This is a genomic window from Pseudomonas sp. MIL19, assembly GCF_028680365.1.
GTDB lineage: Bacteria > Pseudomonadota > Gammaproteobacteria > Pseudomonadales > Pseudomonadaceae > Aquipseudomonas > Aquipseudomonas spirodelae.
Window position 1 is genome coordinate 41,165 of record NZ_JAPPVG010000023.1, and the last position, 15,338, is coordinate 56,502.

Below are 15,338 nucleotides of genomic sequence, written 5' to 3' on the forward strand. Positions count from 1 at the left end.
GCCTGTGATGAACCGCAACCTGCTGCACAGCGACCCGCACATTGCTGCACGTCAACGCTGGATGGGCGTACTTGCCCGCGCCGGTAACGGCTTGGCGGCCTATGAGTCAGCCTTGAAAGAAACCGAGTACAGCCTGATCCGCGCGCCCGAAATCGGCATGACCCTGGTCCGTGGGCGCATGGGGGGGACCGGCAGCCCGTTCAACCTCGGTGAAATGAGCGTGACCCGCTGCGTGGTGCGCCTGACCGATGGCCGTACCGGATACAGCTATGTGGCCGGTCGCGACAAACAGCACGCCGAGCTGGCCGCCCTGGCCGACGCGCACTTGCAGGGCGTCGAGCAGCCGCATTGGCTGAGCCGTTTGATTGAACCACTGGCCGCCGCGCAACAGCACCAACAGGCTGCCAAAGCCGCCGAAACCGCAACCACCCAGGTGGAATTTTTCACCCTGGTCAGAGGAGAAGACTGATGAACGCGGCGAACAGCTCGCAATGGCTGCAACCGGCCTTCAACAATCCTGTACTGGATGCCCAGGCCAGCTTCCGCACTGCGCTTAAAGCCCTGTCGGAGCCGGGTTTGCTACAGCCCATGGATCGTGCGTTGGCGTTGGGCAATCTGCAGCCGGCGACCTACGCCCTGTGCCTGGCCTTTCTCGATGGCGACACGCCGCTATGGTTGGCGCCGTGCTTCGACACCCCGGCGATTCGCGCCAACCTGTCGTTCCACTGCGGTTGTCCGATCGTCGCCGAGCGTGAACTGGCGTTGTTTGCCTTGCTCGATGAGGCGGGCGCCGCTGACCTCTCCGCCTTCGATAACGGCAGCGAGCGTTACCCCGACCAGTCCTGCACCTTGCTGGTTCAGCTCGATGCACTGAGCGGCGGCGAGCCCCTGCGCTGGCGCGGGCCGGGGATCAAGGATGTGCGCAGCGTTGAACTGCCGCTGGCTCCTGTGTTCTGGCAGCAACGCCAAGCGCGCAGTGCCTTCCCCCGCGGCCTGGATGCCTTCTTCGCGGCAGGCGAGCAGGTCATCGGCCTGCCACGCAGTACCCGCGTACTGCTCAATGCTGAGGAGGCTGCCTGATGTACGTTGCCGTTAAGGGTGGCGAGCGCGCCATCGACAATGCCCATTTGCTGCTGGCCAAACAGCGCCGTGGCGATACTTCCATTCCCGAACTCAGCGTCGACCAGGTGCGCGAACAAATGCCCCTGGCCGTAGCCCGGGTGATGAGCGAAGGCTCGCTGTACGACCCGCAATTGGCTGCGCTGGCGATCAAGCAGGCGGCTGGCGACTTGATGGAGGCGATCTTCCTGCTGCGCGCTTACCGCACCACGCTGCCGCGCTTTGGTGCCAGTGCTGCGCTGGAGACCACGCAGATGCAGCTGACTCGGCGCATCTCTGCGACCTTCAAGGATTTGCCCGGCGGCCAATTACTTGGCCCGACCTTCGATTACAGCCACCGCCTGCTGGATTTTGCCTTGCTTGCGGAAGGTGAGCACCCCGGCCCACAGGTCAAGCCTGACGCAGAGTTGAGCGAGTGCCCGCGGGTACTGGAGTTCCTTTCCGAGGAAGGCCTGATGGCCCGCGAAGTAGACGATGGCGCCGCGGTGCCAGATATCACCCGTGAGCCGCTGGATTTTCCCGCTAACCGTGCTCAGCGCTTGCAGGCGCTGGCCCGTGGTGATGAAGGATTTCTGTTGGCGCTGGGCTATTCCACTCAGCGCGGTTACGGGCGCAATCACCCGTTCGCCGGGGAGATTCGCATCGGTGCGGTCGAGGTTTGGCTGGAGCCGGAGGAGCTCGGCTTCGCCGTGCCGCTGGGCGATATCGAGGTGACCGAGTGCGAGATGGTCAACCAGTTCGTCGGCGGTAAAGGCATCGATGCGCAGTTCACTCGCGGCTACGGCCTGGCCTTCGGCTATGCCGAGCGCAAGGCGATGGGCATGGCGTTGGTCGACCGTTCGTTGCGCGCTGCTGAGTACGCCGAAGAGGTGGAAGGCCCAGCACAGCAGGAAGAGTTCGTGCTGATGCACTGCGACAACGTCGAGGCAGCTGGCTTCGTCTCGCACCTGAAATTGCCGCACTACGTCGACTTCCAATCCGAGCTGGAGCTGATCCGCAAGCTGCGTAAGCAGGAGCGTGAGCAGCCCGCCGCCGAGGAGCAACGCGCATGAATGCCCAGGCCCACACACAAAACGCGACTGAGGTTGGCTACAACTTCGCTTACCTCGATGAGCAAACCAAACGCATGATCCGCCGTGGCCTGCTCAAGGCTGTGGCCATCCCTGGTTATCAAGTGCCCTTCGGTGGCCGCGAGATGCCGCTGCCCTATGGCTGGGGCACCGGTGGCATGCAGCTGACCGCGGCGATTCTCGGTGCCGAGGATGTGCTCAAGGTGATCGACCAAGGCGCGGATGACACCACTAACGCTGTATCGATCCGGCGCTTTTTCGCCCGTACAGCGGGGGTGAAAACCACCACCCGCACGCCCGAAGCAACGGTGATTCAGACTCGCCACCGCATCCCGGAGACTCCGCTGAGCAATGATCAGATCATGGTCTATCAGGTGCCGATTCCTGAGCCGCTGCGTTTTATCGAACCGTCGGAAACCGAGACCCGCACCATGCACGCGCTGGAGGATTACGGCGTGATGCACGTGAAGCTGTACGAAGACATCGCCACCTTCGGCCATATCGCCACCAGTTATGCCTACCCGGTGACGGTCGATGAGCGCTACGTGATGGACCCCTCGCCGATCCCTAAATTCGACAACCCCAAGCTGCACATGAGCCCGGCGTTGATGCTGTTTGGTGCCGGTCGCGAGAAGCGCCTGTATGCCGTGCCGCCGTATACCCGGGTGGTCAGCCTGGACTTCGCAGACCACCCGTTCGAGATCCAGCGCTGGGACGAGTGCTGCGCCTTCTGCGGCAGCCACGATTCCTACCTCGACGAGCTGATCGTCGACGACGCGGGGACCAAACGCTTCGTCTGCTCTGACACCGACTACTGCATGCAACGCCGTGACCTTGAAGAGGAGGGCGCGCAATGAGTGCGGCCGAGAAGTTGCACCTGCACACCGACACGGCGCAGCCGCTGTTCAGCGTGCGTGACCTGACACGTCTGTACGGCTTGGAGAAGGGCTGTCAGAGCGTGTCGTTCGACCTGTATCCGGGTGAGGTGCTGGGCATCGTCGGTGAGTCCGGTTCGGGCAAGTCGACCCTGCTCAGTCTGCTCTCCGGGCGCTGCCCGCCGGATCGCGGTTCAGTCAGTTATCGCGACAGCGGCGGCAACTGGGTTGATCTGTACAGCGCCAGTGAAGCGCAACGGCGCACGTTGCTGCGCACTGAGTGGGGCTTTGTCGAGCAGAACCCGCGTGACGGCCTGCGCATGGGCGTGTCGGCCGGCGCCAATATCGGCGAACGGTTGATGGCCCAGGGCGTGCGCCATTACGGCGAGTTGCGCGCGGCGGGCATCGACTGGCTGAGCCAGGTGGAAATCGACCCGCTGCGCATCGACGACCTGCCGCGCACCTTCTCTGGCGGCATGCAGCAGCGTTTGCAGATCGCTCGCAATCTGGTTTCCAGCCCACGGCTGATCTTTATGGACGAGCCCACCGGTGGCCTCGATGTGTCGGTGCAGGCGCGCCTGCTCGACCTGTTGCGCGGCCTGGTGCGCGAGCTGGACCTGGCGGTGGTGATCGTCACCCACGATCTTGCGGTGGCTCGCTTGCTCGCTGATCGGCTGATGGTGATGCGCCGCTCCCATGTGGTCGAGGCCGGTCTCACCGACCAGATTCTCGATGACCCGCAGCATCCCTATTCGCAGCTGCTGGTGTCTTCGGTGCTGCAGCCTTAACGAGACCTTGTGTAGGAGCGGCCTTGGCCGCGATCAGCTTTTCGCGGCCAAGGCCGCTCCTACAGGGATAAAAGAGGTAAGTCATGAATACGCTTATCGAGGTCTCCAACCTCAGCAAGACCTTCACCCTGCATCAGCAGCACGGCGTGGTGCTGAATGTACTGAGCGGGCTGAATTTCAACGTGCGGGCTGGCGAATGCCTGGTGCTGCATGGGCAGTCCGGGGCGGGCAAGTCGACCCTGCTGCGCACCCTTTACGGCAACTACCTGGCCGCTGGCGGCAGTATTCGCATACTGCATAACGGCGCCTGGGTTGATCTGGTCGGTGCTGAACCACGCCAGGTGCTGGCCGTGCGTCGGCAGACCCTGGGCTATGTCAGCCAGTTTCTGCGGGTGATCCCGCGTGTCGCGACCCTGGATGTGGTGATGGAGCCGGCCTTGGCTCGTGGTTGTAGCAAGAGCGATGCCGAGGCACGGGCGAAAAGTCTGCTGAGCCGCCTGAATATTCCGCAAGCCCTGTGGCAGTTGGCGCCGGGCACCTTCTCCGGCGGTGAGCAGCAGCGGGTGAATATCGCCCGCGGTTTTATGGTCACCTGGCCGCTGATGCTGCTGGATGAGCCGACCGCCTCGCTGGACGACGCCAACCGTCAGGTGGTGCTGGAGCTGATTGATGAAGCCAAGGCCGCCGGTAGTGCGCTGATCGGCATCTTCCACGACCGCGCCGCCCGTGAAGCCGTGGCCGATCGCTTTCTTGATATGAGCGCTGCCGCGCAGCAGGAGTATGTATATGCCGGTTGAACAGATTCTGACCAACGCGCGGATCGTCACCGCCGAGCAGGAGTTCGTCGGTACCCTGGTGCTGCGTGACGGCCTGATTGCCCAGGTGGAAGAGGGCGTCAGCGGCTTGCCCCAGGCGCAGAACCTCGGCGGCGATTACCTGCTGCCCGGCCTGGTCGAGCTGCACACCGACAACCTGGAAAAATATATGAGCCCACGGCCGGGGGTGGATTGGCCCTCGGCCTCGGCGGTGCTGACCCACGATGCGCAGATCGCCTCGGCAGGCATCACCACGGTGTTTGATGCGCTGTCGATTGGCGATATCAACCCGCGCGGCAAACGTATGCAGCAGCTGCCGGCCATGCTCGAAGCCATCGCCGAGGCGAGTCGTGCCGGGCTTACCCGCGTCGATCATCGCCTGCACCTGCGCTGCGAGTTGTGCCACCCCGATACCCTGGCGGTGTTCCGTGATCTGGTGGAGCACCCGCAGGTAGCGCTGGTGTCGGTGATGGATCACTCGCCGGGTCAGCGTCAGTTCGCTAAAGAGGACAAATACCGCGAGTACTACATGGGCAAGTACCACCTGAGCACTGCCGAGATGGATGCCTTCATCAAGGAGCAGGTGGCCAATTCCATCGAGTTCAGTGACCGTCATCGCCGGGCAATTGTCGAGGATTGCCACGCCCGCGGCCTGTCGGTGGCCAGCCACGATGACGCCACCCTGGCCCATGTGCAGGAATCGGCCGGTTATGGCATGTCCATCGCCGAGTTTCCCACCACCCTGGAGGCCGCCAAGGCCAGCCACGAGCTGGGGCTGATGGTGTTGATGGGTGCACCGAATATCGTCCGTGGCGGCTCGCACTCGGGCAATATCGCCGCCGCTGAGCTGGCCCAGCATGGCGTGCTGGATATCCTCTCCAGCGACTACTATCCGGCTAGCCTGTTGCAGGCGGCTTTTCTCCTGGCGGCGCAAGACAACGGCTATGATCTGCCCCGGGCAATTGCCACCGTCAGCCGCCTGCCAGCCCATGCGGCGGGTTTGCATGATCGGGGTGAAATTCGTGTAGGCCTGCGTGCTGATCTGCTCCAGGCACGGCTGCATGAGGGCCAAGCGGTGATCCAGCAAGTGTGGCGACAAGCCAATAGGGTGTTCTGATGAGCGGCCGGTTGATCTATTTGATGGGGCCTTCGGGCTCGGGCAAGGACAGCCTGTTGGAGGCCGCGCGTGAGCGTTTGGCTGAGCGCAATTGTGTGATCGCGCGGCGGGAGATCACCCGTTCGGCGGAGGCTGTGGGCGAGGACGCCATTGGCGTTACACCTGCCGAGTTTGATCAGCAGGAGGCGGCCGGCGGCTTTGCCCTGAGCTGGCGCGCCAATGGCTTGGCCTATGGCATCCCCAAACAGATAGATGACTGGCTGGCGGCGGGGCAGGATGTGCTGGTCAACGGCTCGCGCGCTTATTTGCCGCAGGCGCGGCAGCGTTATCCCGACTTGATCGGCGTGTTTCTCACAGTCGAGCCTGCGGTATTGCGTGAGCGTTTGCTCAGGCGCGGGCGGGAAAGCCTTGAGCAGATCGAGCAGCGGCTGGCGCGTAATACCCAGTTCGACGCCGCGAGCGCTGAGCGTGATGGCCTGCATCTGCTGGATAACTCGGGAGCGATTGAGCGGGCGCGGGACAACCTACTGGCGCTGATCGGGGCCAGCCGCACATGCGCTTGACCTTGCTCGGTACCGGCGATGCGCGGCAGGTACCGGTGTACAACTGCAGCTGCCCTGCCTGCGACAGTGCGCGGGTCTATCCGTCGCGCCGTCGCGGGCCTTGCAGCGCGTTGATCGAATGCGGCACGCAGCGCTGGCTGATCGACTCGGGCCTGACCGATCTGTGCGAGCGTTTCCCGCCCCATAGCCTGAGTGGCATTCTGCAAACCCATTATCACGCCGACCACGCCCAGGGTTTGCTGCACCTGCGCTGGGGCCAAGGGTTGATTATTCCGGTGCATGGGCCGGATGATCCTGATGGGCTGGCCGACCTGTACAAACACCCCGGCATTCTTGATTTTAGCCAACCTTTTGCGGCGTTCGAGCGGCGCCCGTTAGGCGAGTTGAGTGTCACGGCGTTGCCGCTGAATCACTCCAAGCTGACCTTTGGCTACCTGCTGCAAGGCCCTACGGTTAATGGTGAGTGCCGGAGCATTGCCTACCTCACCGACACCCTCGGCATCCCGGAGGCCAGCGCCGAGGTGCTGCGCCAGCAGCCGCTGGATCTGCTGGTGCTGGATTGCACTACCGCGCCACAACCCATCGCGCCGCGCAACCACAATGACCTGACCCGCGCGTTGGAGGTGGTCGAGCAGCTGCAACCGCAGCAGACCGTGCTCACCCATATTGGCCACAGCTTTGATGCCTGGCTGCTGGATAACCCAAATGCCTTGCCGCACGGCGTGAGTTTGGCCGTGGATGGGCAAGTGTTATGACTTGCGTTGCTGGTGCTGTGGCAGGAGCTTTAGCCGCGATATGCCGTTCGTAGGGTGGGTTAGCCGCCTACCGCATTTGTTAGGCGTCATGCGATGTAGGGCGCGGCGTAACCCGCCACCGGCGCCCCGCGTACGATTGTTTAGTGGGTTACGCGCCGCGCTGCTAGCGAGGTTGGATGATCGTGCAGTGTTCGGCGTCGCTAACCCACCCTACGAGGCATCGCCCCTCCCACGGTGTTCCGGTGGTCTTCAATCCAGCGGCAACTCGGTGGTGCGTTTGACCTCGCTCATGGCGATGTGCGAGTGCGCTTCGTGCACGTGCGGGCGTTGCAGCAGGTGGTCGCGCAGGAAGCGCTCATAGCTGGCGATGTCCTTGGCCACTACCTTGAGCAGGTAATCCGAGCCGCCGGCCATGGTGAAGCACTCCAGCACTTCGGGGTAACCGACCACCGCCTGCTCAAATTCTTCCAAGTTGCTGCGCCCGTGGGCCGAGAGTTTGATGTCGACGAATACCGTGATGCTGAAGCCCAGCTGCTTGTGGCTGAGCAGGGCGACCTTGCGCTCGATGATGCCCTCTTCCTGCATGCGGTGAATCCGCCGCCAGCAGGGCGATTGTGACAACTCGACCTTCTCGGCAATTTCGGCGGCGGAGAGGTCGGCATTGTGTTGCAGCAGGCGGAGAATCTTGCGGTCGATGGGGCTGAGTTTTTCTTGCATGACTGTTTCCAATTTTTTGTTCTTGTTGGATTAATCATGCGCAGTATCGGCAAAGCGTCCAGCAAATAGAAAGAAAATCTCAGTACCGCTCGGTCATATTCTTAGCCATACGTCTGCTGCGGTGATCCCGTGCCAGGCTTAAAGCGGCGGCACTAACCGTTGCCCCGCAGCTCACCAAAATAATAAAAGGAGCGCAGATATGTCCCTGGCCGAGATCCGCCTGGATGACAAGTACCGCCTTGCGACCGGTCACCTTTACCTGACCGGCACCCAGGCGCTGACCCGCCTGCCCATGCTGCAGAAGCAACGCGATGCAGCCCATGGTTTGAATACCGCGTGCTTTATTTCCGGCTACCGTGGCTCGCCACTGGGCGGCCTCGACAAGAGCCTGTGGGACGCCAAGCAGTACCTCAAAGATAACCACATCCACTTTCAGCCCGGGGTCAACGAAGAGTTGGCCGGCACCGCCGTGTGGGGCAGCCAGCAGACCAATCTGTTTCCTGGGGCTCGCTACGATGGCGTGTTTGCCATGTGGTACGGCAAGGGGCCGGGCGTGGACCGCTGCGGCGATGTGTTCAAACACGGCAACTCAGCCGGGGTCTCCGAGCATGGCGGCGTGTTGCTGCTGGCCGGTGATGACCATGGCTGCAAGTCGTCGACGCTGGCCAATCAGAGCGAGCATGCGTTTATCGCGGCGTCGATCCCGGTGCTCAACCCGGCCAACGTTCAGGAAATCCTCGACTACGGCATCATCGGCTGGGAACTGTCGCGTTACAGCGGTTGCTGGGTGGCGCTGAAAACCATCGCCGAAAACGTCGATTCCTCCGCCGTGGTGGAGGTCGACCCGCTGCGCATGCAGCTGACCATCCCCGAAGACTTCCAACTGCCGGAAGGCGGCGTGCACATTCGCTGGCCAGATCCGCCCCTGGCGCAGGAGGCGCGCCTCAACACCTATAAGATTTATGCCGCGCGGGCCTTTGCTCGTGTCAACAAGCTGAACAAGGTGATGCTCGACTCGCCCACCCCGCGCTTGGGCATCATCACTGCCGGCAAGTCATATCTGGATGTGCGCCAGGCCTTGGATGACCTCGGTCTGGATGAGGCGCTGTGCGCTCAGGTGGGCCTGCGCGTGCTCAAGGTGGGCATGAGTTGGCCGCTGGAACCAGTCTCGGTGCATGAGTTTGCCGAGGGCCTGGACGAGATTCTGGTGGTCGAGGAAAAACGCAGCATTATCGAAGACCAGCTCACCGGCCAGCTGTACAACTGGCCGGTGGGCAAGCGCCCAGTGGTGGTCGGTGAGTTTGACGAAGCTGGCCATTCGCTGCTGCCGAACCTCTCCGAGCTGACCCCGGCAATGATTGCGCGCGCCATTGCCAAGCGCCTGGCGCCGATCTACAGCAGCGCACAAATTGAAGAGCGCCTGGCCTTTCTCGCGGCCAAGGAAGCCTCCCTGGCGGCGCCGAAACATCACACGGCGCGTACGCCGCACTTCTGCTCCGGCTGTCCGCACAACACCTCGACCAAAGTCCCCGAAGGCAGCCGCGCCCAAGGCGGCATCGGTTGCCACTACATGACCCAATGGATGGACCGCAGCACCGACACCTTTACCCAAATGGGCGGCGAAGGCGCGACCTGGATCGGCCAGGCGCCGTTTACCGACACGCCGCATATCTTCCAGAACCTCGGTGACGGCACCTACTTTCACTCCGGCCAACTGGCCTTGCGTGCGGCCGTGGCTGCTGGGGTGAATATCACCTACAAGATTCTCTACAACGACGCCGTGGCCATGACCGGCGGCCAACCCATCGACGGCGAACTGCGCGTCGATCAACTCAGCCAGCAGGTGTATGCCGAAGGGGTGAAACGCATCGCCCTGGTGACTGACGAGCCGGAGAAGTACCCGACCCGCGCCACCTTCGCGCCCATCGTCACCTTCCACCATCGCCGCGAGTTGGATGCCGTGCAGCGTGAGCTGCGTGAATTCAAAGGCTGTTCGGTGATCATCTATGACCAAACCTGCGCCACCGAAAAGCGCCGCCGGCGTAAGCGCGGCAAGCTGGTTGATCCGCAAAAACGTGCCTTTATCAACACGGCGGTATGCGAGGGCTGCGGCGATTGCGGCGTGAAGTCCAACTGCCTGTCCGTGCTGCCGCTGGAAACCGAATTGGGGCGCAAGCGCGAGATTGACCAGAACACCTGCAACAAGGATTTCAGCTGCGTTGATGGCTTTTGCCCAAGCTTTGTCACCGTGCATGGCGGGGCGTTGCGTAAACCCAGCGCCGTGGGGCATGGCGCGTTGTTCGTTGCCTTGCCGGAACCCCGGCAGCCCGCGCTGGATCGGCCCTGGAATATCCTTCTACCAGGCGTGGGTGGCAGCGGTGTAACCACCGTTGGCGCTTTGCTCGGCATGGCGGCGCATAGCGAAGGCAAGGGCTGCACGGTGCTCGATCAGGCCGGGTTGGCGCAAAAATTCGGCCCGGTGATCACCCATATCCGCGTCGCCGCCAAGCAGGACGATATTTTCGCCGTGCGTATCGCCGCCGGTGAAGCGGACCTGCTGCTCGGTTGTGATCTGGTGGTGGCCGCCAGTGAAGAGTCGCTGGCCAAGCTGAATGACAAGATCGCCCATGCGGTGGTCAACAGCCATGAAGCCGCTACGGCTGAGTTCACCCGCAACCCGGATGCTCAGGTGCCCGGTGCGGCCATGCGTGAAGCGCTGGTCGAGGCTGTTGGGGCGAGCAAAACCCACTTTGTTGATGCCAGCCGCCTGGCCACGCGCCTGCTCGGCGACAGCATCGCCACCAACCTGTTTATGCTCGGCTTCGCTTACCAGAAGGGCTTGGTGCCGGTGTCCGCCGAAGCCATCAATCAGGCCATCGAGCTTAACGGCGTGGCCGTGCAGCTCAATCAGCAGGCGTTTCTATGGGGCCGTCGTGCGGCCCATGATGCGGTTGCCGTCGAGCGCTTAGCCAAGCCAGACGTGAACGAGGCGCCGCATTGCCAAACCCTGGAAGAAATCGTCAACGACCGCATGGCGCGCCTGACTGCCTACCAGAATGCCGCTTACGCCGAGCGCTACCGCGAGCAGGTGGCGCGGGTGCAGCAGGTTGATAGCAGCGCTGACCAGGCACTGAGCAAGGCCGTGGCGCGTTACTACTTCAAACTGCTGGCCTACAAGGACGAGTACGAAGTGGCGCGGTTGTACAGCGACGGCAGTTTTATTCGTCAGCTGGAAGCGCAATTTAGCGGCGATTACCGCCTGGAATTCCACCTGGCGCCTAGCTGGCTAAGTAAGCCGGATGCCAGCACTGGCGAGCCGCGCAAGCGTCAGTTCGGCGCCTGGATGCTCAAAGCCTTCGGCGTACTGGCCAAGTTCAAGTTTCTGCGTGGCACACCGCTGGATGTATTCGGCTACAGCGCGGAGCGCAAGCTGGAGCTGCAGCTGATCGACGACTACGAGCAGAACCTGGACTACCTGCTCAAGGAACTCAACGCCGACAACTACCGCACCGCGCTGGCCCTGGCCGAACTGCCCGAGCAGATTCGCGGCTATGGCCACGTCAAGGAACGCAGCCTGGCCAAGGTGCGCGAGCAGTGCAGCCAGCTAAAAGCGCGCATGGTCGTCAGCGAGATTGCGGCGGTACAGCTGTTTGAACCAGCGGCTTAACGCCAACAAACGTTTATCACACTGACCCTCTCCCTTAAGCGGGAGAGGGCGACTACTTACAACAAAAAAACGAGGCACTTATGTCCGTGTTTTCCCATATCGATTTCGACCACCACGAACAGCTGGTCTATGGCCACGACAAGGCCAGCGGCCTCAAGGCGATTATCGCCATTCACAACAGCAACCTTGGCCCGGCCCTCGGCGGTTGCCGCATGTGGCCCTACGCCAATGACGATGAAGCGCTGCGCGATGTGCTGCGCCTGTCGCGCGGCATGACTTATAAATCGGCCCTGGCTAACTTGCCGCTGGGTGGCGGTAAAGCCGTAATCATCGGCGACCCGCATACCGGTAAGAGCACGGCGCTGTTTCAGGCCATGGGCGATTTTGTTGAGAGCCTCGGCGGGCGCTATATCACCGCCGCCGACTCAGGCACCGGCGTGGCGGAAATGCAGATCATGGCCGAGCGCACCCGCCATGTATCCGGCGCTGAACTGCGCGAGGCTTTAGCTGGCGGTAAACGCAATGGCGACCCGTCACCGTCCACCGCCTATGGCGTGTTTATCGGTATTCAGGCGGCGGTCAAACACCGCCTGGGCCGTGATGACCTGCGTGGCCTGAAGGTGGCGATCCAAGGGGTAGGGCAGGTGGGCTTCGACCTGGCGCGCCAGTTGAAGGCCGCCGGGGCCGAGCTGTGGGTCACCGATATCGTCGAAGCCAATGTGCGTCGCGCGGTCGAACAGTTGGGCGCCACCGCTGTTACCCAGCAGGCGATTTTCGGTCTGGATGTTGATGTGTTCGCGCCGTGCGCCATGGGCTCAATCATCAACCAACACACCCTGGAAGCCTTGCGCGCACCGATTATCGCCGGGGCCGCCAACAATCAACTGGCCGACCCCAGCCTGGCAGAAACCCTGCGCCGCAACGAGTGCCTGTACGCGCCGGATTACGCGATCAATGCCGGCGGCATTATCGATGTGTACTACGGCCGCAGTGGCGGCAGCGCCGCGCAACTCAATGCGCACATCGAAGGCATTGGCGCGACCTTGGAGCAGATCTTCCAGCGCGCCGATGCGGCGAGCAAAACCACCGTCGAGATTGCCGATCAGTTGGCCGAAGAACGTTTTGGCCGTTAAAAACGCCTAAGGGTTGCCCGCACTACAAGCACGTTGCGCAAAACCCGTAGGAGGGGCGGGAACGCCTAGTTATTGGCCGCGATGCTTTTCCGCTGACCTCGGTTCGCGGGCAAGCCCGCTCCTACAAAAGCAGTGGCCTGTCGACAGCAGATATAGCTTTAGAAATGGCCTCTCAGTCCAGCATCAGTGCCAGGCTAATGCCATGCGGTTTGAATCCGAGGCCCGCATAAAAAGCATGGGCCGCCTCGCGGCTCTGGCTGCTGGATAGCGCGAGCTTGTAACAGCCCCAGGCGCGGGCGCGTTCGATGGCTTTGCCCATCAGCGCCTGGCCAATCCCCAGGCCACGTGCGTCTGCGTCCACTACCACGTCTTCGATAATCGCCGAGCGGGCGAAGTTGTGCGCCAGGTGTTCAATCAGGTTGAGCGTGCAGGTGCCCAGCAACTTGCCGTCGCGCTCGGCCACCAGCACCACCCGGCTTATTGGCAGCTCACTCAAGCGCAAGGCCAGCAGCTTGGCATCGGCACGCGGTTCATCGGGCGCCAATTGTTGTAGCAAGGCGGCGAGGGCGGCGGCATCGGTGACGCTGGCGGCGCGCAGGTGATAGTCGGCAAAGGGCGAGTCGGGCAAAGACTGCGAAGCAGCGGGGCGCATGGCGATCTCCTCTCCTGATAACGGCCGGTTAGCCGCCAGTGGGCAGTATGGCGCGGCGAAAATGGCAGCGGCATGACAAACGCGCTCAGGCTCGCTAAGATGCCGCCCGCTGGTAGCCCGCCTATCCAGCCTTGGTTCCCATAGTTCAATGGATAGAATAAGCCCCTCCTAAGGGCTAGATACTGGTTCGAATCCAGTTGGGAACGCCATCTTTACCTCTGTACGCTTTTAATCGCCTGCCTTGATTCTCGCTGCCCCCATTGCGCGGGTATCAGCGCTTGCGTGTGCGATCGCCTGGCAACGGTTCCAGCGCCTGTATTGATTCCGTGGGAAAGACTGCGTGCCTTAAGGCTGTGCGCAAGCGCCCTTAATATGGGCGATATGCTGCCGGCGGAAATGCCCGTTTTAGAACTGTTGTTTTATATCAATGCACTAAAAAGATTCATTAAGGCGACATTTTGCGCTGTCGAAGTGCATTGTTGGCTGTTAAAGTGCCGCGCACTTTTCAGTTGATCTGCCCGGTTAAATGGGCATTGTTGGGATATCCACATGAGCGAATCCGTCGAGCTTTTCCTCTCCCGCCTAAAGCAGCGTGACCCTGATCAGCCTGAGTTTCATCAGGCTGTGGAAGAGGTCCTGCGTACACTTTGGCCGTTTCTGGAAGCCAACCCGCGTTACCTGCAGGCGGGCATCGTGGAGCGCATGGTCGAGCCGGAACGGGTGATTATGTTTCGGGTGTCCTGGGTCGATGATGCCGGGCGCGTGCAGGTCAACCGCGGTTACCGCGTGCAGATGAGCAGCGCCATTGGCCCCTACAAGGGCGGGCTGCGCTTCCACCCGTCGGTCAACTTGGGCGTACTCAAATTCCTCGCCTTCGAGCAAGTGTTCAAGAACTCGCTGACCTCGCTGCCCATGGGCGGCGGCAAGGGTGGTTCGGACTTCGATCCAAAGGGCAAAAGCGACAACGAAGTGATGCGCTTCTGCCAGGCCTTTATGAGCGAGCTGTATCGCCACATTGGTGCCGACCTGGATGTGCCCGCGGGCGACATCGGCGTGGGTGGCCGCGAGATCGGCTACATGTTCGGCCAGTACAAGCGCCTGGCTAACCAGTTCACCTCGGTGCTGACCGGCAAGGGCATCAGCTACGGCGGCAGCCTGGTTCGTCCGGAAGCCACCGGTTATGGCTGCGTGTACTTCGCCCAGGAAATGCTCAAGCGCATTCATCGTGGCGTTGACGGCCAGCGCGTGGCGATCTCCGGCTCTGGCAACGTTGCCCAGTTTGCCGCGCAGAAGGTCATGGAGTTGGGCGGCATGGTGGTCTCCCTGTCGGACTCCGAAGGCACCCTGCACACCCCGGACGGCCTGACCGAAGAACAGTGGCAGCACCTGATGGACCTGAAGAACGTGCGCCGTGGTCGCCTCAGCGAAATGGCCGCGCAGTTCAACCTCAACTTCCTGGTTGGCCAGCGCCCGTGGCACCTGCCATGCGACATCGCCCTGCCATGCGCCACACAAAACGAACTGGATGCCGACGACGCGCGCACGCTGTTGAGTAATGGCTGTTACTGCGTGGCCGAAGGGGCCAACATGCCGTCGACCCTGGAAGCGGTGGACCTGTTTATCGACGCCGGCATCTGCTTCGCCCCAGGCAAAGCCTCGAACGCCGGTGGTGTTGCCACCAGTGGTCTGGAGATGAGCCAGAACGCCATGCGTCTGAGCTGGACCGCCGGTGAGGTGGACGAGCGTCTGCACAGCATCATGCAAAGCATCCACAGCGCCTGCGTGCGTTATGGCGAAGAGAACGGTCGGATCAACTACGTTAAAGGCGCCAACATCGCCGGCTTCGTTAAGGTTGCCGATGCCATGCTGGCGCAGGGTGTGGTCTAACCCGCGTCAACTCAGGCAGGTTCTACCGCACACAAAAATGCCCGCGCAATGCGGGCATTTTTTATGGGCTCTTGGTTAATGCGCGAGCGGGTGTGCGCATTAGGGATGGTCTGAAGTAGTCATGTATTTCTGGCTAACTTCAGCCTCCGCCGATTTTGAAAGCGGCAAATCGATCAAAAG

General features: G+C 62.0%; 14 protein-coding genes and 1 tRNA gene. 13 read left to right on the forward strand and 2 right to left on the reverse strand.

From position 1 onward, the window contains the following. The first annotated feature begins 7 nt into the window (after positions 1-7). The 9 genes from phnG to phnP all read left to right on the forward strand — a co-directional run bounded on the left by phnG (position 8) and on the right by phnP (position 7,102). A complete protein-coding gene (gene phnG, locus N1078_RS14490) occupies positions 8-469 on the forward strand; it encodes a phosphonate C-P lyase system protein PhnG (RefSeq protein WP_274088870.1) in 462 nt (153 codons plus the stop codon). After that, positions 469-1,080 carry a phosphonate C-P lyase system protein PhnH gene (gene phnH / locus N1078_RS14495; RefSeq protein WP_274088871.1) on the forward strand — a complete coding sequence of 204 codons (612 nt, stop codon included), beginning with the start codon at positions 469-471 and terminating at the stop codon, positions 1,078-1,080. Before phnG ends, phnH begins: the two co-directional genes overlap by 1 nt. Then, entirely contained in the window at positions 1,080-2,171 is a 1,092-nt protein-coding gene (locus N1078_RS14500; RefSeq protein ID WP_274088872.1) for a carbon-phosphorus lyase complex subunit PhnI, read from the forward strand. The genes phnH and N1078_RS14500 overlap by 1 nt, the downstream gene beginning before the upstream one ends. After that, positions 2,168-3,046: an alpha-D-ribose 1-methylphosphonate 5-phosphate C-P-lyase PhnJ gene (locus N1078_RS14505; protein WP_274088873.1), complete on the forward strand. Its 879-nt coding sequence runs from the start codon at positions 2,168-2,170 to the stop codon at positions 3,044-3,046. The genes N1078_RS14500 and N1078_RS14505 overlap by 4 nt, the downstream gene beginning before the upstream one ends. Further along, positions 3,043-3,852: a phosphonate C-P lyase system protein PhnK gene (gene phnK, locus N1078_RS14510; RefSeq protein ID WP_274088874.1), complete on the forward strand. Its 810-nt coding sequence runs from the start codon at positions 3,043-3,045 to the stop codon at positions 3,850-3,852. The genes N1078_RS14505 and phnK overlap by 4 nt, the downstream gene beginning before the upstream one ends. Positions 3,853-3,935: 83 nt before the next feature. Further along, the gene (gene phnL, locus N1078_RS14515) at positions 3,936-4,649 is read left to right on the forward strand and encodes a phosphonate C-P lyase system protein PhnL (protein WP_274088875.1); all 714 of its coding nucleotides are present in this window, start codon (positions 3,936-3,938) and stop codon (positions 4,647-4,649) included. Further along, entirely contained in the window at positions 4,639-5,784 is a 1,146-nt protein-coding gene (locus tag N1078_RS14520; RefSeq protein ID WP_274088876.1) for an alpha-D-ribose 1-methylphosphonate 5-triphosphate diphosphatase, read from the forward strand. Before phnL ends, N1078_RS14520 begins: the two co-directional genes overlap by 11 nt. Then, positions 5,784-6,347 (forward strand): phosphonate metabolism protein/1,5-bisphosphokinase (PRPP-forming) PhnN, encoded by a 564-nt coding sequence (gene phnN / locus N1078_RS14525; RefSeq protein WP_274088877.1) that lies wholly within the window; start codon positions 5,784-5,786, stop codon positions 6,345-6,347. The genes N1078_RS14520 and phnN overlap by 1 nt, the downstream gene beginning before the upstream one ends. Then, positions 6,338-7,102, forward strand: a complete 765-nt coding sequence (gene phnP, locus N1078_RS14530; RefSeq protein ID WP_274088878.1) for a phosphonate metabolism protein PhnP — start codon at positions 6,338-6,340, stop codon at positions 7,100-7,102. Before phnN ends, phnP begins: the two co-directional genes overlap by 10 nt. A gap of 249 nt (positions 7,103-7,351) precedes the next feature. On the opposite strand, the gene N1078_RS14535 is transcribed toward phnP, so the two are convergent. Further along, on the reverse strand, positions 7,352-7,819 hold the full coding sequence (locus N1078_RS14535; RefSeq protein ID WP_136665833.1) for an Lrp/AsnC family transcriptional regulator: 468 nt from the start codon (positions 7,817-7,819) through the stop codon (positions 7,352-7,354). Between the two features lie 199 nt (positions 7,820-8,018). On the opposite strand from N1078_RS14535, the gene N1078_RS14540 reads away from it, so the two are divergent. Then, positions 8,019-11,486, forward strand: coding sequence for an indolepyruvate ferredoxin oxidoreductase family protein (locus tag N1078_RS14540; protein ID WP_274088879.1), 3,468 nt, complete (start codon positions 8,019-8,021; stop codon positions 11,484-11,486). An 80-nt stretch (positions 11,487-11,566) separates the two neighbouring features. Next, positions 11,567-12,619: a Glu/Leu/Phe/Val dehydrogenase dimerization domain-containing protein gene (locus N1078_RS14545; RefSeq protein ID WP_274088880.1), complete on the forward strand. Its 1,053-nt coding sequence runs from the start codon at positions 11,567-11,569 to the stop codon at positions 12,617-12,619. A 172-nt stretch (positions 12,620-12,791) separates the two neighbouring features. On the opposite strand, the gene N1078_RS14550 is transcribed toward N1078_RS14545, so the two are convergent. Further along, on the reverse strand, positions 12,792-13,271 hold the full coding sequence (locus N1078_RS14550) for a GNAT family N-acetyltransferase (protein ID WP_274088881.1): 480 nt from the start codon (positions 13,269-13,271) through the stop codon (positions 12,792-12,794). A gap of 134 nt (positions 13,272-13,405) precedes the next feature. Here N1078_RS14550 and N1078_RS14555 point away from each other — a divergent pair. Next, positions 13,406-13,480 (forward strand) — tRNA-Arg (locus tag N1078_RS14555). 340 nt (positions 13,481-13,820) lie between these two features. Further along, positions 13,821-15,158, forward strand: coding sequence for an NADP-specific glutamate dehydrogenase (gene gdhA, locus N1078_RS14560; protein WP_274088882.1), 1,338 nt, complete (start codon positions 13,821-13,823; stop codon positions 15,156-15,158). The last annotated feature ends 180 nt before the right edge of the window (positions 15,159-15,338 follow it).